Annotated in this window: 11 protein-coding genes, 2 tRNA genes, 3 rRNA genes and 1 riboswitch; of the genes, 6 read left to right on the top strand and 10 right to left on the bottom strand. The window is 43.9% G+C overall.

Annotated features, from left to right (window positions below; all coding sequences use genetic code 11):
• Nucleotides 1-25: 25 nt before the first annotated feature.
• The 6 genes from AB0756_RS12395 to AB0756_RS12370 all read right to left on the bottom strand — a co-directional run bounded on the left by AB0756_RS12395 (nucleotide 26) and on the right by AB0756_RS12370 (nucleotide 8,501).
• Entirely contained in the window at nucleotides 26-844 is an 819-nt protein-coding gene (locus AB0756_RS12395; protein WP_038081807.1) for an ABC transporter permease, read from the bottom strand.
• 106 nt (nucleotides 845-950) lie between these two features.
• Nucleotides 951-1,952: an ABC transporter ATP-binding protein gene (locus AB0756_RS12390; RefSeq protein WP_038081806.1), complete on the bottom strand. Its 1,002-nt coding sequence runs from the start codon at nucleotides 1,950-1,952 to the stop codon at nucleotides 951-953.
• A gap of 169 nt (nucleotides 1,953-2,121) precedes the next feature.
• Nucleotides 2,122-6,084, bottom strand: a complete 3,963-nt coding sequence (locus tag AB0756_RS12385) for a hybrid sensor histidine kinase/response regulator (protein WP_038081805.1) — start codon at nucleotides 6,082-6,084, stop codon at nucleotides 2,122-2,124.
• Between the two features lie 247 nt (nucleotides 6,085-6,331).
• Nucleotides 6,332-6,886 carry a peroxiredoxin gene (locus AB0756_RS12380; protein WP_038081803.1) on the bottom strand — a complete coding sequence of 185 codons (555 nt, stop codon included), beginning with the start codon at nucleotides 6,884-6,886 and terminating at the stop codon, nucleotides 6,332-6,334.
• Between the two features lie 65 nt (nucleotides 6,887-6,951).
• On the bottom strand, nucleotides 6,952-7,185 hold the full coding sequence (gene sipA, locus AB0756_RS12375; protein ID WP_038081802.1) for a regulatory protein SipA: 234 nt from the start codon (nucleotides 7,183-7,185) through the stop codon (nucleotides 6,952-6,954).
• A gap of 293 nt (nucleotides 7,186-7,478) precedes the next feature.
• Nucleotides 7,479-8,501: a sirohydrochlorin chelatase gene (locus AB0756_RS12370; protein WP_038081801.1), complete on the bottom strand. Its 1,023-nt coding sequence runs from the start codon at nucleotides 8,499-8,501 to the stop codon at nucleotides 7,479-7,481.
• Between the two features lie 38 nt (nucleotides 8,502-8,539).
• Nucleotides 8,540-8,707, bottom strand: a riboswitch (cobalamin riboswitch).
• Between the two features lie 121 nt (nucleotides 8,708-8,828).
• On the opposite strand from AB0756_RS12370, the gene AB0756_RS12365 reads away from it, so the two are divergent.
• Nucleotides 8,829-9,629, top strand: coding sequence for a radical SAM protein (locus AB0756_RS12365; RefSeq protein WP_038081800.1), 801 nt, complete (start codon nucleotides 8,829-8,831; stop codon nucleotides 9,627-9,629).
• 110 nt (nucleotides 9,630-9,739) lie between these two features.
• Here the strand turns inward: AB0756_RS12365 and argS are convergent, their stop codons facing one another.
• A complete protein-coding gene (argS, locus tag AB0756_RS12360) occupies nucleotides 9,740-11,500 on the bottom strand; it encodes an arginine--tRNA ligase (RefSeq protein WP_038081798.1) in 1,761 nt (586 codons plus the stop codon).
• Nucleotides 11,501-11,579: 79 nt separating this feature from the next.
• Nucleotides 11,580-12,437 (bottom strand): carboxylating nicotinate-nucleotide diphosphorylase, encoded by an 858-nt coding sequence (gene nadC / locus AB0756_RS12355; RefSeq protein WP_038081796.1) that lies wholly within the window; start codon nucleotides 12,435-12,437, stop codon nucleotides 11,580-11,582.
• A gap of 305 nt (nucleotides 12,438-12,742) precedes the next feature.
• Here nadC and AB0756_RS12350 point away from each other — a divergent pair.
• The 5 genes from AB0756_RS12350 (at nucleotide 12,743) to rrf (ending at nucleotide 18,102) form a co-directional block, all read left to right on the top strand.
• A 16S ribosomal RNA gene (locus AB0756_RS12350) occupies nucleotides 12,743-14,231 on the top strand.
• Between the two features lie 148 nt (nucleotides 14,232-14,379).
• Nucleotides 14,380-14,453 (top strand) — tRNA-Ile (locus tag AB0756_RS12345).
• A 79-nt stretch (nucleotides 14,454-14,532) separates the two neighbouring features.
• Nucleotides 14,533-14,605 (top strand) — tRNA-Ala (locus AB0756_RS12340).
• 267 nt (nucleotides 14,606-14,872) lie between these two features.
• Nucleotides 14,873-17,823: ribosomal RNA gene (locus AB0756_RS12335) — 23S ribosomal RNA — on the top strand.
• 161 nt (nucleotides 17,824-17,984) lie between these two features.
• Nucleotides 17,985-18,102 (top strand): 5S ribosomal RNA (rrf, locus tag AB0756_RS12330).
• Together the 16S, 23S and 5S rRNA genes with 2 tRNA genes alongside form the textbook arrangement of a ribosomal RNA operon.
• A gap of 133 nt (nucleotides 18,103-18,235) precedes the next feature.
• Here the strand turns inward: rrf and AB0756_RS12325 are convergent.
• Together AB0756_RS12325 and AB0756_RS12320 are read right to left on the bottom strand one after the other, a co-directional pair.
• Entirely contained in the window at nucleotides 18,236-19,318 is a 1,083-nt protein-coding gene (locus tag AB0756_RS12325) for a class I fructose-bisphosphate aldolase (protein ID WP_038082704.1), read from the bottom strand.
• A gap of 126 nt (nucleotides 19,319-19,444) precedes the next feature.
• Nucleotides 19,445-21,082, bottom strand: a complete 1,638-nt coding sequence (locus AB0756_RS12320) for an AAA-like domain-containing protein (protein ID WP_167844593.1) — start codon at nucleotides 21,080-21,082, stop codon at nucleotides 19,445-19,447.
• Between the last annotated feature and the right edge of the window lie 160 nt (nucleotides 21,083-21,242).

Genomic DNA, 21,242 nt, shown 5'->3' with positions numbered 1-21,242 from the left:
GGTAAAGTAAAAAATTATTCACCATTCACCCACCTTGAATAACAAGCTTTTTTACACCATAGTTCACTAAAAAACGTCCAAAGATAATAATAACAACTATCCAAAAAAATTGATGAAGCAATACATTAAACAATTCGTTTGGTGGGAGATTACCAGTAAAAAGACGAAAAGGTTTATCTAGAAGCCCTGAGAAGGGAAGGAAATTTAAAAACGGTTTGAGCCATTCAGGGAAAAGTGGCAGGGGAATAATCATTCCAGAAAAAATAGAAATCAGAGTGGGAAGTACACTATTGATTCCCTCACCAGAAATTGTCCACATCATTGAAACAGTTAGAAGCATTGTTATTGCAGATGAAAGCAGAATTGCACCAATAAAGGAGAGAAAAAAAGCAACTCCTGCAGCAAAGGAGGATGGCAAAAAAAGCGATCGCTCCGAAAACCCTAAAATGGGAAAAAGCAATATTGTGATACTAAGAAGTGGAATACCACGAAGTATCAGGGGTGCTGTACGAAGTGCTAAAGCGCGAGCCAACCAATAGTTATAAAGGTCAGTGGGTCGAAGAAGATCGTACCCCACCCCACCAGAACGGATGAGTTCTTGAATTTCTCTATCACCTCCCCAAGGGACGATCGCTATCAAAAACGCTTGTCCGAGCCACACGTATCCTGTAGCCTCGCGGAGAGTCATAGGTTGAGCGGAGATTGCATGAGTGAAAAATGCCTCAAGAACCATAACTTTTACAAAACCCCAAAAAAGTTGAGTTCCAACCCCTGCTAAAGCAGCAGTACGATACTGCAACAGAAGCGCAAATCTTGCAACAAACAATGACCAATATGCTTTCATATATGTTTTTCTTTGGTAATCTTAACGTTTCGTCGCTTTTAAGATACAGTAGATAAGTATAGATATGACTGAGTGCAGCCACTTCAGGTAGAATCGGGTCAGTAAACTATCCATTTGATGTCAAAATTCCTTCAGAGTTTGCGTACAGTTCGGCAATTATCTCCTCAATAGGTGGATTTTCAACGAAAAGATCCTCTACTTCGTATTTTGATGTAACCTGGGCAATTAGGGACGCAGCAGAAAGCTTTGCGGGATCGAAGGCAAGAGTTACGGTACGTCCTTCCTTGGAAATGATACTGACCCCTTCTTCCTCAAAGCAAAAATCATCCTTTATCAAGTCAATTCTTAAGTACCGACGTGAGGAAACTTGAGAACGCAACTTTGCGAGAGAACCGTCACAAAGAATCTCACCACCACCAATAATAATGACGCGATCGCACAACGCCTCAATATCATCCATATCATGAGTTGTCAGGATGGTAGTGACTTGATGGGTTTTGTTCAGCGTTTTGACAAATTTTCGTACTGCAAGCTTTGAAACTGCATCCAACCCTATAGTAGGTTCATCAAGAAAAAGAATCTCAGGTCTGTGAAGCATTGCAGCTGCAAAGTCACAGCGCATTCTTTGACCGAGGCTTAACTGTCTTACAGGAGTGGAGAGAAAGCTAGAAAGGTCGAGCAAATCGATCATTTCTGCTCGTGTCTTGAGATACTCTGAATGGGGAATGCAATAGATATCTCGAAGCAAGTCAAAAGACTCAATCGCAGGTAAATCCCACCACAGTTGCGTTCGCTGACCAAATACAACACCAATACGACCAACGTGCTCTATTCTATCTGTCCAGGGAGTTCGTCCGTTAATTATGCATTTTCCACCAGAGGGTACTAAAATACCACTTAAAATCTTAATGGTCGTTGATTTACCTGCTCCATTTGGACCTATATATCCTACAAGTTCTCCCTTCTCTAAGGAAAACGAAACTCCTTTCAATGCATGGACTTCTTTGGTTTTTCGCTGCACGAGCCCTCGTATTGAACCGAGAATACCAGAGGAGCGTTCGGAAATAAAGAAAGTCTTCTTGAGGTCTTCAACAAGAATGTGAGACATAATATGACTGGTTTGCGATCGTTTGAAAGAGTGTTATACCATATTGGATTTTAGATTAGCTAAACTTGACCGAGCTAAAGTTTAGTAACAGCGATCGCAGGGATAAGTTATTGCTGGCTCAGAGGATGTAGAGCTATTTTTTTCAAATAGAATTGCTCTCAAGCAAGTGTTAAGTTCGTCCAGCTAAACTTGCAACGACTGTGACTAACTCCGCAGGTTCAACGGGTTTGGGCAAATGTATTTGAAAACCTTCTTGTAAAGCTCGCAATCTGTCCTCTGTTCGAGCGTAAGCTGTTAATGCAGCCGCCGGAATTTTTGCACCTTGTTCGGAAAGCGGAATTTTGCCAGTCCGTTCGAGCGATCGCACTTCACGAATCAGGGTATAACCATCTTCATTTGGCATACCTATATCGCTTACCAAAACATCCGGTCTCCATTGTGCAATCACTTCTAACGCTTCCCGTACACATCCCACTGCTTTGACTTCAGCTTGACACTGTTGCAACACGATACTTAAAAAATCACGGGTGTCCGTTTCGTCATCTACAACAAGTACCCGAATACCCAGGAGGGAGGGTGTGGCGGTAAAAGTTCCCCTTGTCTCCCTATCTGCTTGTCCCCTTATCTCCCTGTCTTCCTCATCTTTCTTACCCAAAAGGGGTAGCTTGACTGTAAAAGTAGTACCTTGTCCTTTACCGGGACTTTCTACACTCACGATCCCACCATGTAGTTCTACTAAATGACTGACAATTGCTAATCCCAAACCCAATCCGCCAAAAGATCTTGTTGTAGAACTATCAGCTTGACGAAAACGGTCAAAGACGTATGGAAGAAAATCAGGACAAATACCAATACCCGTATCGCTAACCTGAATTTGGACATAGGACAATGGGAATTGGGAATTTAAGTCGCGCAACGATTCCTTATGCTTTACAACTGACAAGCGAACTTCAACATGACCCCCCTGAGATGTAAATTTTATGGCATTGGATAGTAAATTCCATATAATTTGTTGCAATCGTTCGCTATCACCAATGACTGTAAATTGGGAACTGAGGGCTGGGGACAGAGAAGTGAGTGATGGGTTACGAATGTCATTGTAGGAAGCCCCCTTCATATTTAAGCAACTAGCTTGGTTGCGAAATTTCTGCGTATTTTCTTCCCGATCGCCAGTCTCCTGTCCTGTCTCCCCTAAAACATAAAACTTTAAATCGATCTCTTTTGTCTCAGCTGCTAAACGAACTGTTTCCAGTGCAGTTTCAATAATAGACACTAGGTTGCAAGGACGAACATTAAGGCGTAATTTGCCTCTAATCATCCGCGAAATATCTAACAAATCTTCTATCAGTTGTGTTTGCGCTTTGGCATTGCGCTCAATAGTCTCTAATGCTTTTGATACTTTGGTTTCATCAAGTTGGCGTCGAGAACGCAACAACTGCGTCCAACCAAGAATTGCATTGAGGGGCGATCGCAATTCGTGAGATAGAATTGCCAAAAATTCATCTTTCATGCGATTTGCTTCTTTGAGTTGCTCTGTTTGCTGTTGCAAAGAAGCTATGAGCTTTGCACGTTCCATTGCAATAGCAATTTGATCGCAAACTGCTTGCATCATCCCCATTTCATTTTGGGTAAATTTCACCCGAGTAAGACTGCCAAAAGCAAGAGTTCCTAAAAGCTGTCCCTGAGCTATGAGAGGATAACTGTAATATGCCGTAATTCCAATAGAGCGGAGAAATTCTGTTTTTGTGTCAGTTAATTGCTGTACGTTTTCTAAGGCTATTGGTTGGCGTTGTTGCGATACCGTTCCACTCACTCCTTGACCAAATTCCAGCCACTCAATTTCTTTGACTTGTTCTTCAGAAACCCCTGTATAAGATGCTAGCTGTAAAATCTGTTTATCCTCATAAACTAAATAATTAAAATACGTATCCAAGCGAATTTGTTGTGCAAGTTTTTTAAACAAACTATCAATAAGTGCTACAGGTTGTTGGCTTGAGAGTAAATCGCTGGCTGTACCAAACAATAGCTGAAGTCTCTTGTAACCCAGCGACAGTGCTTTTTCCACCTGTTTTAAGTTAGTAATTTCTTGAAACACCAAAACACAGGTTGCAGGATAACCGTGCATAGCTGGTAAAGTATCGGCAAATATCAGTAGCGAGCGAATCCCTACTGGTGTATGCCAATCCAATTCAAATCCTTCAATACGTTCGCCGCGAGCCACTCTCACCCCAGGTGCTTCCTCTAGTGGAATGGGATTTCCCGCAGCATCAGTGGCATAATAGTATGTTTTGTAATCTTCCTGCGATTCTGCTTTGGGAAATTTGCCTCCAGCCACTTTATCAGCCGCAACGTTTGCAAAAGTCACTTTTGCAGTTCCCGGTTCTATCAACAGCATTGGCATTGGCATAAGATTGAGCAAATCTTCCAGCCATTTTTGTTGGTTGCGGAGCGTTTCTTCTACCTGTTTGCGTTCTGTAATATCATTTGTAAAAGCCAGAATTTGTTCGATGTTTCCCTTTTTATCTAATAGCGGTAAATATTTTATTTCTGTCGTAAATTCTCCGTAATCAGGTAAGTTCATTACGACTTCTATTTTTTGTAACGTTTTTGTTTCCTGCGCTTGAATCAAAGTGGAAAGGTAAGGTTTTGTCACGTCTGGTGGAAAGAGTTCCTCGTCTGTTCTACCAATTATTTCTTCTTTTGGCTTCTTAATACGCTGTAATGCTGCGGCATTAACAAACTCTAATTGCCGTTTACCATTGTAGATAGCAAAAACATCTGGGATATTATCTAGTGCTAATCGAAACCGTTCTTCACTTTGCCGTAATGCTTGCTCTACCTGCTTGCGAACGCTTAAATCTAGAATAAATGCAACGGATTCTTCTCGATTTTCTCCAACTAAGGTATAACCAACCAAAACTGGTATGCGGCTCCCATCTGTACGAATATATTCTTTTTCGTAAGGTGTACAAGCTCCTTTGGAGATCGCTTCAGAAATCCGTTCTGCATCTAAAGGTAAATATTCTGGCGGAGTAATATCAGTCCATTTAATTTTGTCTGCTTGTAAATCTTCTCTTGTATAGCCAATCATCCGCAAAAATTCGTCGTTAGCGTTGCGGACGCGACCGTGAATATCGCCAAAGAGAATGCCAATAACGTTAGAATCTACAAAGCTACTGAGTTTTTCTTCATTGACCTTCAGAGCTTGTTGGACGCGATCGCGTTGCTTCCCCAATTTTTCTAAAGCCGCTGCACTTTCCCATATCAATACACAAAAGCTGACAATTAGGACAACCACAAGCAAGGATACCGCCAATTCTGGTTCATACCACCTTGCTCTCAACCCTTGTAAAGCGATCCATCCCAGGACTAAAGGGACTGCGATCGCCGCTAACAGTAATCGACGTGCTAGCACACCACTATAGGTATCGCTAGTTATTAACCGCATCAACCCTTCATTGGGATGAACGGCTAAAATCCCAACGCAAAGCACTGTAACTATCAGTGCAGTATTCAGTGCCATTCCCTCATCTTGGGATGGAAAACTGTATAATATACTGACTCCGTAAGCATACCCAATAATAACCTGTAGGGATATTAAAGCAGCGATAAGGCTAAAGACTTGGGCATACCAATAGTTGCGACGGGTTTTGGGTTGATTCACCAGTTCCAAAGCCCTGCCAAGAACTATAAAGTTTAGTGCTGTATTTATGCCCATCCCTTCCCAATGGATTACCCCCAAACCATTTAGGAAGTCGCTATGCAGCAGTGCATCCACTCTCAAATCCCAGTGGAATACGTAGTGACTGACTCTCAACAAACCAATTGTTAGAACTACGATCGCACAGACTTTACTAATGACAGTCAGAGCAATTGTCTCTTTTTTGTCTCTTTCTTCTTTTAAGGACAGCCATAGAGATATACCAGATAAAAAGAAGCAAACTGCTGTATCAACCTCCATACTTCCCGTACCGAAAGAGAGGAACGATGTCAGCCACTTTTGATTCAACCACCAGCCAATAAATACCAATAAACCAAAGCTAGCAGCGATCGCACTTGCAGCCCGTGCAACCACTGAATGTGAAGAGAGTTGGTGTGAACTTTGTTGGTGCAAGCGACTTACTCTTAACATTTAAGGCTTTATTACCGCTATAGTCTGATACGGTAATTCAAGCGTTTTTTAAATATAAATCCATTTTTATTCTATATTCCCTGACATTTCCTTTTATTTACATCTATCTTTTTACAGATTGTTTTTTCGGCTTTTTTATGTATTAAAAGCCGAACTTTCAGAGCAAAAGGCAGAAGGTCGTTGAAGATCTAACTGTTAGCGACAGTAAGCATAGCAATTTAGTTCCAATACAAACGACTTCTACCCTTTACGCTGCTTTTTGCAACTCTTCAAGTCGAGCGAAAACTTCTTTACTATGGGTAGCAGGATTCACTTTCACAAAAGTCTCGCGCAAGACACCATTTGGATCGATGATAAAACTGTGGCGTACTGACACAAAGCTCATCCAGGAACCGTAGGCTTTGCTAACTGCACCAGTGGTATCAGCCAACAAGGGGAATTTTAAACCTTCTGAATCACAAAATTCAGCATGAGAATTGACATCATCAGCGCTTACACCAACAATCTGAGCGTTTTTTTGGAGATACTTTGGCAAGTCTTGCTGAAAGCGACGGGCTTCTATAGTACAGCCAGGAGTAAAATCTTTGGGATAGAAGTAAAGTACCACCCACTTACCACGTAGCTCGGCGAGAGAAAGTTTGCCATCACCAGTATTGGTTGGCAGTGTAAAATCAGGTGCCGGTTGATTAATGACTGGAAGTTTGCCACCAAGGGCATTAGCAACTGGGGCAAAATTCAACCAACTGATGATAGCAAAACAGCTAGCAAATAATATGTTCAAAAAAGTGCGGCGAGAAATCATAATGATTTATACCAGAAACACAACTTAATATAAGTTTACAATTTCTGGTCGCCATTCTGAGAGTCTCAAGATTCCGAAGCAGTCTCTACAGGTTCAATGTACTGACTATCAAGGAGAAAAGCGCCCCTTGCAAAGCGAACACCCCAGTATCCACCAGGACGACGGTCAATAACTATACCTTCTTCCCCAATGCGAATAACATCAGGAGGGCGCAGCATGGGCATGGGTTCGGCAGTTTTTACGTAAGGTGGTAGTGATACAATGCGTACTTTACTACCTACAGCAAATTCTTTGGACATAATGTTGAGTTAATTGCTAATGGCTAATTGCTAATGGCTAATTGCTAATTGTCCACTAATTATTAACTATTAGCCTAACTATTAGCCATTAGCCCTCCCTTGTATCTCAGTAGCGAAAATGCTATGTGCAAGGCACACGCTAAGCGCAAAGCGCACGCTCCGCGATGCCGAAGGCTATGCCCGCAGGGCTATACGCCCTCCCTTGTTCGCCAGTTGCCAGGGTGCGGGAAACCCGCCTGTAGCACTGGACTCACCATTAGCCATTAGCCATTAGCTATTAGCCATTAGCCATATTATGGTGCTTGCCAAATTTTTTGATGGTACTTTTCTATATCTGCATAAGGATCTTCGGGTGGATGGGTATGGTCGTCAGTGTGATGGTGGTGATGGTGGTCATGAGTGTGGGAATGCTCGTGTTTGTTATTTGCTAAAGCAGATAGACGGAATTTACACATCTCACAATTCATTTGTACTTGTTCTAGTTGAGTTTCAATTTCTCTTTCTCTCAGTACGGACAGGAGAACTGGATGTAATCCCATCTCTGGTAGACAAGTTATGGAAATATCTGGATGTTGCTCTTGCTGTTGAGCGGTGATATTAAATATCTTTTTTACTAATGCCCCTGTAAATAGGAAGTATGGCAAAACGATAATGCGTTTGGGCTGATAAAGCCGTGCGCGGGAAAATCCTTCTTCTAACCTGGGGTGGGTAATGCCAATAAAGCAGGTTTCTACGGTGGAGTAACCGCTTCCTTCCCAAAGAATGCGAGCGAGTTTGCATACGTCTCCATTAGCGTCGGGATCGCTCGAACCACGTCCAACAAATAAGAGAACGGTATCAGAACGCGATATTTGTTCGGGGTTGTGTTCGGGTTTGTCAAGTTCAGCTAGACGCGATCGCCACAGATCTACAATTACAGGAGTAATGCCAAAATGACGCCCGTAGTGAAACTTTAACTGTGGATGTCGGGATTTAGCACGATCGAGTTCATTTGTGACATCAAATTTATTATGGCGTGCAGCAAATAACAGTATGGGCAATACCGTCAGTTCAGTGTAACCTTGTGCCACACATTGGTCTATACCTTGCTGAATGGAAGGAACAGTCAGTTCCAAAAAGCAAGGCAAAACTGGACGTGATGTATCTAAAGCTTGGTAAAGAGTCGCAAAATCTAATAAAGCTTGTCTTCCTTCTTCATCCCTAGTACCGTGTCCAACCATTAACAAAGGACGTTGTATTGGTAGGGGTAACAGTTTTAGACTTTGAGCAGTTGAAGATTCTGAATAAAAGTGATTTGGAGTATTGGTGGTCAGCATCCAGTTATAAGGCTCCCTTCCCGTGCTACGCAGGAAATAGAGTGAGCAGGTAATAAATAGGCGTTCTGGCTAACGCAATTTTGGATTTTAGATGGCAATAATCTAAAATCTAAAATTCGTTTACAGCTGCGGCACAGCCCCGGACTTGCACCGGAGTTTCCCTATTCTGTTACAGTTCACGTTTGCTTTGCTATCTTAGCCGATCTAACTGAGTAACAAAATACGGGGGGAGGGGAGAGAATAAATATTGACGTACACGCCAAAGGCAAATATTAAAAATGCGAGTAAAATTTTAATCGCTTATGGAATAAATACGTATCACATATTATGTCTAATTTAACTCTACCGTTCGCTTCTGTCTACGGACCTGTAAAATCTTGGCGGTTTGGGCGATCGCTTGGCATCGATCCTATTGGTTGTATCTCAACTTGTTCTTTCAATTGTGCTTACTGTCAACTCGGGGAGATCGAAGTTCGCACCATCAAGCGTCAAATATTTGTTCCTACAGAGCAAATTGTTCGGGACTTACAAGCTTTTAAACCTTGGGAATTTGATGTTGTGACTTTAAGCGGGAGTGGCGAACCGACTCTAGCACTAAATTTAGAAGAAATTCTTACCGCTGTTAAAGAGATAACGCAACGACCTACAGTTGTGTTAACAAATAGCACTTTGCTCAACAGTTCAGAAGTGCGATCGGCTCTTACCCTAGCAGATACGGTTGCAGCTAAGTTAGATGCTATTTTATTAGAGCAATTGCAAAGGGTTAATCGCCATGTAGAGGGTGTAGATCTATCGTCTATTTTAGCTGGGCTGGAAAAATTTCACCAAGAGTACCAAGGAAGCCTAACTATCCAAACTACGATCTTATTTCCTTGGTCTTTGGAAGAACGCCTTGCTTACATTGATTTAGTACAGCACTTAGAGCCAGATGAAATTCAACTGAATACTCCTACACGTCCTCGACCATTAGTTCATCAATTAGAAGCACGAGGTAATGATACCGAATCTCTTCCTTATTCAACAAGAACTCTCAAACAAGTGAGTGCAACTTTTTTACAAACATTTGCGGTTCAGATTGAGGAAGCGACTGAGATTCCCGTGCGTGTTACACCTGTTGCTCCTTTGTGACCTATACCTACTCCGTGGGAACTCCAAAGCCAGCAGTTAAGGCAACTGTGGGGGATTTCCCCCGTTGTAGCACCAGGCGTCGCAAAGAATGCAAAAAATGTTGACTTTTTTTACATTCTCTCTAAAACATTGATTCCTAGTAAGGATAATCCAAGCTTCAAAGTTCTAGCTGTCACGTCACACAGTATGAGTCGCGATGTTCGCACGGGTTCTTCAGATTTCAGAACTGGGCAATTTTCAAAGAATTGATTGTACTTTTGGCTCAACTGATACAAATACTCGCACAACCGATTTGGCAGCAAATCTTTTTCAACTTCAGCCAGGACTTCATCTAACTGTAACAAATGTTTTGCTAAATTCAGTTCTAATTCTTCTTGCAGAATAATTGGTACATCTGCTCTGAGTTTGTCATAGTCAATGTTACCTTCACGGCTAATGCCTTGAGTTCTGACGTAAGCATAGAGCATATATGGTGCCGTGTTGCCTTTTAAAGCTAACATCTTTTCATAACTAAAAATATAGTTACTGGTACGGTTTTGGCTAAGGTCAGCATATTTAACAGCACTAACGCCAACTATCTGCGCTACGTCAGCAATGAATTCTTCTTTTTCTTGCCGTCCTTCTTCTTTGAGTCTGTATTCTAAATCTTTACGAGCGTGAGCGATCGCTCCATCTAATAAATCTCGCAACTTTACTGCTTCCCCAGAACGAGTTTTCAATTTTTGACCATCTTCTCCAAGTACTAAACCAAAGGGGGTGTGAACGAACTCGACATTGTCTGTAATCCAACCCGCTTTTCTTCCTACTTGAAAAATTTGGGCGAAGTGGTTGGTTTGTTCTGCACCTACTGGATAAATGACTTGTTGCACTTTCTCGACCTGAACCCGGTGGCGAATTGCTGCTAAGTCTGTAGCCGCGTAGTTGTAACCTCCATCGGATTTTTGCACAATTAAAGGTAAAGGTTCGCCTTCCCTATTTGTAAAACCGTCAAGAAAAACGCATTTTGCTCCTTGGTTTTCTACCAACAGACCTTGTTTATCAAGTTCTTCTACTACTTGGGGTAGTAAAGCGTTATAGAAAGACTCCCCCCTTTCAATAAAGGGAGCAATTCCTAACAAATCGTATATGACTTGGTATGCTCTGCTGGAGAGTTGACAGACAATTTTCCACGCTAGTAAAGTTTTTTCGTCACCAGCTTGTAGTTTGACAACTGATTGGTGTGCTGCTTTGCGGAAATCTTCGTCTGCATCAAACCGTTTTTTTGCTTCTCGGTAAAATGAGGATAAGTCGCCTAGGTTGAGCGTTTCAGTGGTTGTTAAAGCTTCCGGATATGCTTCTTCTAAATAAGCAATCAACATTCCAAAGGGTGTTCCCCAGTCACCTACATGACTGATCCGCAAAACTTCATGACCCATGAATTCTACAATTCGAGCAAGGCAATCTCCAATAATTGCCGGTCGTAAATGCCCTACGTGCATTTCTTTAGCAATATTTGGGCTGGGATAATCTACAATAACTCGCTTGGGATTCTTAGCTGGTGCTACTCCCAGTCTCGGATCGGCTTGAATGGCTTTGAGCTGTTCTACCAGGTATTCTGTTTCTAGCTTGAGATTGATAAATCCAGGACCTGCTATCTCTGGGGGTTTGCAAATACCTGTTAGGTCTAGTTTGCCAACAATTTGTTGTGCGATCGCTCTTGGCTGCTGTCCCAACTGTTTTGCTAGGGATAATGCAACATTTGCCTGGTAGTCTCCAAATTTTGGATTGCTAGCAGGTACTAATATTGGGTCTGCTTTCGCATACTCAGCGCCGAAAGCTGCGGCTAAAGCCTCTTGTAATTTCAGTTTTAGTTTTTCTTGTGTAGCTTTCATAGATGAATTTTTATACTCCAGAGAGAGATTTTCTCTCCAACTATAGGTTTTATCTGCTCGCAGACAATTTTTTGGGGAATTATTTGATTTTCATGCTTAAATCCAACCAACAGGATTGGGTCACGGGCGCACTACTCGAAATGTAGTCTACACCTGTCTCAGCTACAGGACGAATAGTTTCTAAAGTAATGTTGCCAGAAGCTTCTATTTTAACGCGGCTGTCATGTTGCCGAATACGGGAAACTGCCTGACGCATCAAATCAACCGACATATTATCTAACATAATGATGTCCGCACCATATTGTAATGCTTCTTTGACTTGATCTAAATTTTCAGTTTCTACTTCTATTGTTAGGGGATAGGGAATTTGGTGGCGTATGCGGGATATTGCTTTCCCAATTCCTCCTGCTGCTGCAATGTGATTGTCTTTGATCATGACGGCGTCATCTAAACCCATCCTGTGATTGACTGCTCCTCCTACGGCGATCGCATATTTTTCTAAAAGTCTCAACCCAGGTGTTGTTTTGCGCGTATCTACCAACTTGGTTGGGAGGTCAGCTATTTTCTCAACATATTTCCTTGTTAGGGTAGCTATGCCACTCAGACGCATAACTATATTAAGTGCAACTCGTTCACCCGTAAGCAGCGCATCTAAAGGTCCATTGATTTCAGCAACAACGTCTCCTCGTGCTCGACTTTCGCCTTCAGCCACAACTGGCACAAAATGGATTTTTTCGTTCAATAGATTGAACACTTTTGCTGCTATGGGTAACCCAGCAATGACTCCATCGGCTTTCGCTACCCAATTTGCCTGTCCTTCTTCACCATCAAGCAGTGCTTGTGTTGTGCGATCGCCTCGACCAATATCTTCTAATAACCACTCGCGCAGTAACGGTTCTAGCACTATTGTTGGTGGCAGTATTCCTAATTTATTCACGACTTTCAAATTTCCTCTAGCTCTGTCAAAATTACTTTACCCTAAAACCCTTCTCCTACGAGGCTTTCGGCCATATCAAAAAAATTTTTCAAAAAATCTTCAAAAAAATGTTGACAGTAGGAAGTGAGGTCGCTAATATAAAAAAGTGCCTGATGAGGCGGGCGCACAAACGAGCGACGCCAAAAGGTGCCGAACCTTGAAAATTCTATAGTTTGAAAGCAATTATACAGCTTTTACTTGGCGTAAGTAAAGAATAAACCCGTAGTTGAAGGGAAAAATTCAACAAAGAGCTAAACAAACACTTCAAAACGGAGAGTTTGATCCTGGCTCAGGATGAACGCTGGCGGTATGCTTAACACATGCAAGTCGAACGGTCTCTTCGGAGATAGTGGCGGACGGGTGAGTAACGCGTGAGAATCTGGCTTCAGGTCCGGGACAACAGTTGGAAACGGCTGCTAATACCGGATGTGCCCATGGGTGAAAGGCTAGCTGCCTGGAGATGAGCTCGCGTCCGATTAGTTAGTTGGTGTGGTAAGAGCGCACCAAGACGGCGATCGGTAGCTGGTCTGAGAGGACGATCAGCCACACTGGAACTGAGACACGGTCCAGACTCCTACGGGAGGCAGCAGTGGGGAATTTTCCGCAATGGGCGAAAGCCTGACGGAGCAATACCGCGTGAGGGAGGAAGGCTCTTGGGTTGTAAACCTCTTTTCTCAGGGAATAATAAGTTGAAGGTACCTGAGGAATAAGCATCGGCTAACTCCGTGCCAGCAGCCGCGGTAATACGGAGGATGCAAGCGTTATCCGGAATGATTGGGCGTAAAGCGTCCGCAGGTGGTTTATCAAGTCTGCTGTCAAAGCGTCTGGCTTAACTAGATAAAGGCAGTGGAAACTGAGAGACTGGAGTATGGTAGGGGTAGAGGGAATTCCCGGTGTAGCGGTGAAATGCGTAGAGATCGGGAAGAACACCGGTGGCGAAAGCGCTCTGCTGGACCATAACTGACACTGAGGGACGAAAGCTAGGGGAGCGAATGGGATTAGATACCCCAGTAGTCCTAGCCGTAAACGATGGATACTAGGCGTTACGCGTATCGACCCGCGTAGTGCCGGAGCCAACGCGTTAAGTATCCCGCCTGGGGAGTACGCACGCAAGTGTGAAACTCAAAGGAATTGACGGGGGCCCGCACAAGCGGTGGAGTATGTGGTTTAATTCGATGCAACGCGAAGAACCTTACCAGGGCTTGACATGTCGCGAATCCCGATGAAAGTTGGGAGTGCCTTAGGGAGCGCGAACACAGGTGGTGCATGGCTGTCGTCAGCTCGTGTCGTGAGATGTTGGGTTAAGTCCCGCAACGAGCGCAACCCTCGTACTTAGTTGCCATCATTAAGTTGGGAACTCTAAGAAGACTGCCGGTGACAAACCGGAGGAAGGTGGGGATGACGTCAAGTCAGCATGCCCCTTACGTCCTGGGCTACACACGTACTACAATGCTGTGGACAGAGGGCAGCAAGCTAGTGATAGCAAGCAAATCTCACAAACCACGGCTCAGTTCAGATCGCAGGCTGCAACTCGCCTGCGTGAAGGTGGAATCGCTAGTAATTGCAGGTCAGCATACTGCAGTGAATTCGTTCCCGGGCCTTGTACACACCGCCCGTCACACCATGGAAGCTGGTAGTGCCCGAAGTCGTTACTCTAACCATTCGTGGAGGAGGATGCCGAAGGCAGGACTGGTGACTGGGGTGAAGTCGTAACAAGGTAGCCGTACCGGAAGGTGTGGCTGGATCACCTCCTTTTAGGGAGACCAACTCAATTATGAATGATAAATTATGAATGATGAAATTCACAATTCACACTTCATAATTCAGAATTCATAATTCAGAAATCCTAGGTCGTGCGCGGAAGTAGAAGCAGCTTTCAAACTAGAATTCTCGGTTCGATTTCGGGCTATTAGCTCAGGTGGTTAGAGCGCACCCCTGATAAGGGTGAGGTCCCTGGTTCGAGTCCAGGATGGCCCACCTGAAAGAATTATGAATGATGAAGGATGAAGGATGAATTGACAATTCAGAATTTAGAATTTAGAATTCATAATTTCCTGGGGGTATAGCTCAGTTGGTAGAGCGCCTGCTTTGCAAGCAGGATGTCAGGAGTTCGAGTCTCCTTACCTCCACCTACCGCAGAAAATTGCCAAAAAAGACGAGTCAGAGAAAGCAGAAAAGGAAGACGAGTCAAAGGGGCTTGAAAGCGGAAAAACGGAAGAAAAGAAATGGAAAAATTCTAGCACCGTGATATCAAAGATATCAGACTGCTGGAAATGCTCCAGCTAGAACCTTGAAAACTGCATAGAGAAGCGAAAGTAACTGAAAGCTAAAAGCTAAAAGCTAATGGCTAATGGCTAATGGAAATTAGCGATGAGCAGTTAGCATTCAGCAATAGTGGTCAAGAGAAGAAGGGCTCATGGTGGATACCTAGGCACACAGAGGCGAAGAAGGACGTGGTTACCAACGAAAAGCTCCGGGGAGCAGGAAGCATGCAGTGAGCCGGAGATGTCCGAATGGGGCAACCCAATAACGAAAGAGCGAACCCAGTGAATTGAAACATCTTAGTAGCTGGAGGAAAAGAAATCAATAGAGATTCCCTCAGTAGTGGTGAGCGAAAGGGGAAGAGCCTAAACCAAAGTGCATGCATTTTGGGGTAGTGGGACAGCGAAATCGAATCTAGCGGTTAGGCGAAGCAGCGAAATACTGCACCAAAGAAGGTGAAAGTCCTGTAGTCGAAAGCTTAAGGATAGTAGCTGAATCCCGAGTAGCATGGGGCACGAGGAATCCCATGTGAATCAGCGAGGACCATCTCGTAAGGCTAAATACTACTGTGTGACCGATAGCGAACAAGTACCGCGAGGGAAAGGTGAAAAGAACCCCGTTGAGGGGAGTGAAATAGAACATGAAACCGTGAGCCTACAAGCAGTGGGAGTCCGATTCAACGGATGACCGCGTGCCTGTTGAAGAATGAGCCGGCGAGTTATAGGTACTGGTAGGTTAAGTTTGTTGACGAAGCCAAAGCGAAAGCGAGTCTGAAAAGGGCGCGTTATCAGTATTTATAGACCCGAACCCGGGTGATCTAACCATGTCCAGGATGAAGCTTGGGTAACACCAAGTGGAGGTCCGAACCGACCGATGTTGAAAAATCGGCGGATGAGGTGTGGTTAGGGGTGAAATGCCAATCGAACTCGGAGCTAGCTGGTTCTCCCCGAAATGTGTTGAGGCGCAGCGGTAACGGAAAAACTGAGGGGTAAAGCACTATTTCGGTGCGGGCTGGGAGACCGGTACCAAATCGAGATAAACTCTGAATACTCAGTGGAGAGTTACCAGTGAGACGGTGGGGGATAAGCTTCATCGTCAAGAGGGAAACAGCCCAGACCACCAGCTAAGGTCCCGAAATCATCGCTAAGTGGCAAAGGAGGTGGGAGTGCAAAGACAACCAGGAGGTTTGCCTAGAAGCAGCCATCCTTGAAAGAGTGCGTAATAGCTCACTGGTCAAGCGCTCCTGCGCCGAAAATGAATGGGACTAAGCGATGTACCGAAGCTGTGGATTTAGCAAGCCATCATTTAGCATACAGCCTCTTTTGGAAGACAGAGGGAGAGAGTGAGAGAGTGAGAGAGTGAGGGAACGAAGAATAGTTCCTCCCTCCCTCCCTCCCTCCTTCACTCCCTCGCTCCGCTCCAGAAGGTTGCATGCTAAGTGATGAGATTGTTAACTGGTAGGGGAGCGTTCCGTGGTAGGTAGAAGCAGTAGCGGCAAGCAGCTGTGGACGAGACGGAAGTGAGAATGTCGGCTTGAGTAGCGCAAACTAGGGTAAGAATCCCTAGCCCCGAAACCCCAAGGGTTCCAGAGGCAGGTTCGTCCACTCTGGGTTAGTCGGGACCTAAGGCGAGGCCGAAAGGCGTAGTCGATGGACAGAGGGTGAACAATCCCTCACTTTGATGTGGGAGTCAACGTAAGACGCATGAAAGATAGCAACGCCCTGAATGGATTGGGAGGTGTCTAAGGATGCCGAGTTGTAAATGATAGTGCCAAGAAAAGCTACGTTGGTGATGAAAACATCAAACCCGTACTCGAAACCGACACAGGTGGGGAAGTTGAGAAAACTCAGGGGCGCGAGATAACTCTCTCTAAGGAACTCGGCAAAATGGCCCCGTAACTTCGGAAGAAGGGGTGCCCACGCAAGTGGGTCGCAGTGAAGAGATCCAGGCGACTGTTTACCAAAAACACAGGTCTCCGCAAACAAGCAATTGGAAGTATGGGGGCTGACGCCTGCCCAGTGCCGGAAGGTTAAGGAAGTTGGTCAGGGGGAAACCCTAAAGCTGACGACTGAAGCCCCGGTGAACGGCGGCCGTAACTATAACGGTCCTAAGGTAGCGAAATTCCTTGTCGGGTAAGTTCCGACCCGCACGAAAGGCGTAACGATCTGGATGGTGTCTCAGAGAGAGACTCGGCGAAATAGGAATGTCTGTGAAGATACGGACTACCTGCACCAGGACAGAAAGACCCTATGAAGCTTTACTGTAGTCTGGAATTGGGTCCGGGCTTGGCTTGCGCAGGATAGGTGGGAGGCACTGAAGTATCCCTTGTGGGGGATACCGAGCCAACGGTGAGATACCACTCTGGCGAAGCTAGGATTCTAACCCACGATTGTCTATCCAATCGGGAGACAGTTTCAGATGGGCAGTTTGACTGGGGCGGTCGCCTCCTAAAAGGTAACGGAGGCGCACAAAGGTTCCCTCAGCACGCTTGGAAACCGTGCGTTGAGTGTAAAGGCAATAAGGGAGCTTGACTGTAAGAGCTACAACTCGAACAGGGTGGAAACACGGTCTTAGTGATCCGACGGCGCAGTATGGAATGGCCGTCGCTCAACGGATAAAAGTTACTCTAGGGATAACAGGCTGATCTCCCCCAAGAGTCCACATCGACGGGGAGGTTTGGCACCTCGATGTCGGCTCATCGCAACCTGGGGCGGAAGTACGTCCCAAGGGTTGGGCTGTTCGCCCATTAAAGCGGTACGTGAGCTGGGTTCAGAACGTCGTGAGACAGTTCGGTCCATATCCGGTGCAGGCGCAAGAGCATTGAGAGGAGTCCTCCTTAGTACGAGAGGACCGGGAGGAACGCACCGCTGGTGTACCAGTTATCACGCCCGTGGTAGACGCTGGGTAGCCAAGTGCGGAGCGGATAACCGCTGAAAGCATCTAAGTGGGAAGCCCACCTCAAGATGAGTGCTCTGACTACTACAAGTAGGTAAGGTCACAGGTAGAACACCTGTTCATAGGCAGTCGGTGTACGTGCAGTAATGTACTTAGCCAAGTTGTCCTAACAGACCGAGGTCTTGACCTCATCTCAATGATGAATTCTGAATGATGAATGATGACAATCTTCTTCAATTCACAATTCACACTTGTTTCGCTTTTCTGTGCAGTCTTCAGGGTTTTGAATTCCACGATGAGCCTTCCTTTTGATGAAGTTCATCATTCATAATTCATCATTCATCATTCATTCCTGGTGCCTATGGCTCAGTGGTCCCACTCTGATTCCATCCCGAACTCAGTTGTGAAACATTGATGCGGCGACGATAGTTGGCGGGTTGCCGCCTGCTAAAATAGCTCGGTGCCAGGTTGATTTTCATCGAAGAAGCCCTTCCTAAATTAGGAAGGGCTTCTTTTTAAGCACAGTACTTACATAAGTACTTACAAGGTTAAGGTTGTTGGAAATCAGCTTCCAATCGCGGGCGGTATGCCTGTTTTCAGAATTAAGCTACGGTTATTTCAGACGATAGGTAGACATCTTGGATGAGGTGAAATAGCTTCACACCTTCCTCAAAAGGACGTTGAAATGCCTTTCTACCGGAAATTAGCCCCGTTCCACCAGCGCGTTTGTTGATAATAGCTGTGCGAACTGCTTCTGCAAAGTCATTTTTACCAGAAGCCCCTCCAGAATTAATTAGCCCTGCACGCCCGCAGTAACAATTTAAAACTTGGTAACGTGTCAAATCAATTGGATGGTCTGTGGTTAAGTCAGTATAGACTCGCTCACTGCTTTTACCGTAACTTTTTCCAGTACCTTGGGCAACGGCTCCATACCCATTGTTGTTTTCTGGTAGTTTTTGTTTTATGATGTCAGCTTCAATCGTTACTCCCAAATGATTTGCCTGTCCTGTTAAATCAGCAGCTAGGTGATAATCTTGGTCTTGCTTGAAGGCATTATTTCGCAAATAACACCATAGAATAGTTACCATTCCTAACTCATGAGCTCGTTTAAAAGCGTGGCTGATTTCCTGAATTTGTCTGGTAGACTGGTCTGAACCGAAATAAATTGTTGCACCAACTGCAACTGCACCCAAATTCCAAGCTTGTTCAACTGAGGCAAACAGAATCTGGTCAAATTGATTGGGATACGTCAACAGTTCGTTATGGTTGATTTTGACAATCAACGGAATTTTGTGAGCATATTTGCGTGAAACAGCGCCCAATACTCCTAGAGTTGTAGCAACAGCGTTACAACCTCCTTCTATCGCTAGCTTGACAATATTTTCTGGGTCAAAGTAGATAGGATTGGGCGCGAAAGATGCACCCGCTGAGTGTTCAATTCCTTGATCTACAGGGAGAATCGATAAATACCCAGTGTTAGCAAGGCGTCCGGTAGAATAAAGGGTCTGCAAATTCCGCAAAACTTGAGGGTTACGATCGCTACTCAGCCAAACTCGGTCTACAAAGTCCGGTCCAGGTAAGTGTAATAAATCTTTAGAAACTTTTGCCTTATGAGTGAGCAAGTCCTCAGCTTCTTTACCCAATAGGGACTCAATAAAATTGGGCGCAGACAGCGTTGTTGTCATTAGGGTTTCCTCAGGGAATTTACAAGCGTGTCTTTGCCTTTATGATAGCTTTTAGAAGAATAAAGTATAAAAATTTTCTAAGACATAACCATGTATATTTCTTACTATATATAAATCCTTGATACTTTATATATCATTCTTGACAAAAGTGCGATCGCGTCCGTTTCTTTTAGCATGGTTGAGAGCTTCTTCTGCTGCATTTACCAAAATACTTGGTGACTGTTGCATTTGAGGAACTATAGAAGCGACTCCCAGAGTAACAGTAACAACACTAGCAGTCAGCCCGTAGATTGACTCATCATGAGCAAGAGCTAACTTTTTGACTTGTTTTCGGATTTTTTCAGCAGTTTTTAAAGCTATAGGAGCTGTTATCTTTGGTAAAATGACAGCAAACTCTGTACCTTTGTAACGAGCTGGTATTGCCGAAGTAGAATCATTAAAACTTTCAAGAACTTGGGAAATCACGTTAGCAATAAGTCGCAAACAATCGTTTCCTGCTTCTTGACCGTGAGAGGTGTTATAACTCTTAAAGTCATCGATTTCTAATAAAATCAGAGATAGGGGTTTGTTTTCTAAAGCTAATTGTTGCCACTGTTCTTGCAAAGAAGTGTTAAAGTAACGTTTATTTGCGAGTTCGGTAATTTCGTCTGTAATAGATATGCGCTGTAATTCTTGAATTTGTCTTTGCAAATGTTCAATCTGTTCTTGCCAATTCCACTTGCAGAGATTTTGAGTCGCAAAGTACTGCCGATATAAATCGCATGAAACCGTACACTGATTTCTGACTAATTTCACTAAGCCCATGCTTTCTAACTTGTATGCTAATATGTGATCTAATTCTACACTTGTAGTAGAAGCAATCACCTGCCCAAATGCTCCTGCTAATTCTGGGGATTTTTGCAAAATTCCTAGCTGTCGGCGTAAGTGTGCGCTATAAATTCCAGTCATTGTAGGCGCTTCTTGTAATAAGTTTTCTAGGCTTAGATTTGGAGCAGTCAATAAATGGTAAATAGCCAATCGCACGAGATAGGGGTGTCCTCCCACCATTGCTTGTAAAGAGCGTGCATTTTTTACACCTTCCTCATTTGTCCAATTGAGTCCGTATCGTCGTGCCAAATCCTGAACTTGCTCTAAATTAAACTCTGGTAAATGAACTGATAATCCAACATTAAAAGGGGATTCATTAATATTTAATTCAGTATAAAACTCTGTAGAAGAAACTACAAATAATCGAAGATTTTGCCAAATTTCCCATTGTTTTGCTTGTTCGTGCCACGAGCGCAGTAAAGAAAAAAAATCTTGGCAAATTCGGGGATATTCAAAAATACAATTAACCTCATTCAAGACTAACACTAATGGTCTTTGAATAGTTTGTAATAAATATTTTTGAAAATAAATAGTACAGCTAACCTTAGAACCTATATCTTCATCCCAATACTCATTAAGGTTTGAATTAAGTTGCAATTGTTGGCTTGCGTTAGCACAAAACCAACGCAAAAATTTCTCTAAAGTTGTAAAAACTTCTTCTTCTGCTTGCTCAAAATTGATGTAGATAGTCTTATAACCTAGATAGCGAGCATAATTCATAAGGCGGAGAGTGAAGGAAGTTTTACCCATCTTTCTAGGGGCTTGCATCCGAATTACACTTCCCGGTCTCATAATTTCTTGATATGTTAATTCCTCAACTGAGTAATGACTGATATAATAAGGGGAATTCAGGGGTTCGGGATCGCAGGGAAATTCAATGGTGGCTGAAAACTGCATTTGATCTCAACTCCAGATAATTAGTTATTACTAAAGCAACTATGCACGTGGTTTGAACATTTTCCTGTTCTTTGCTCTACAGTCATAATGATGAGTACCCTAGTAGACGTAATGTAGCGAGCCCAACTCTCCATAATATTCTTATCATCAAATGGGTATC

The organism is Tolypothrix campylonemoides VB511288_2 (genome assembly GCF_045999855.1).
GTDB classification, from domain to species: Bacteria; Cyanobacteriota; Cyanobacteriia; order Cyanobacteriales; family Nostocaceae; genus Scytonema; species Scytonema bouteillei_A.
Note: the sequence above shows the minus strand (reverse complement) of the source record. Positions and strands in the feature narration are given on the sequence as shown.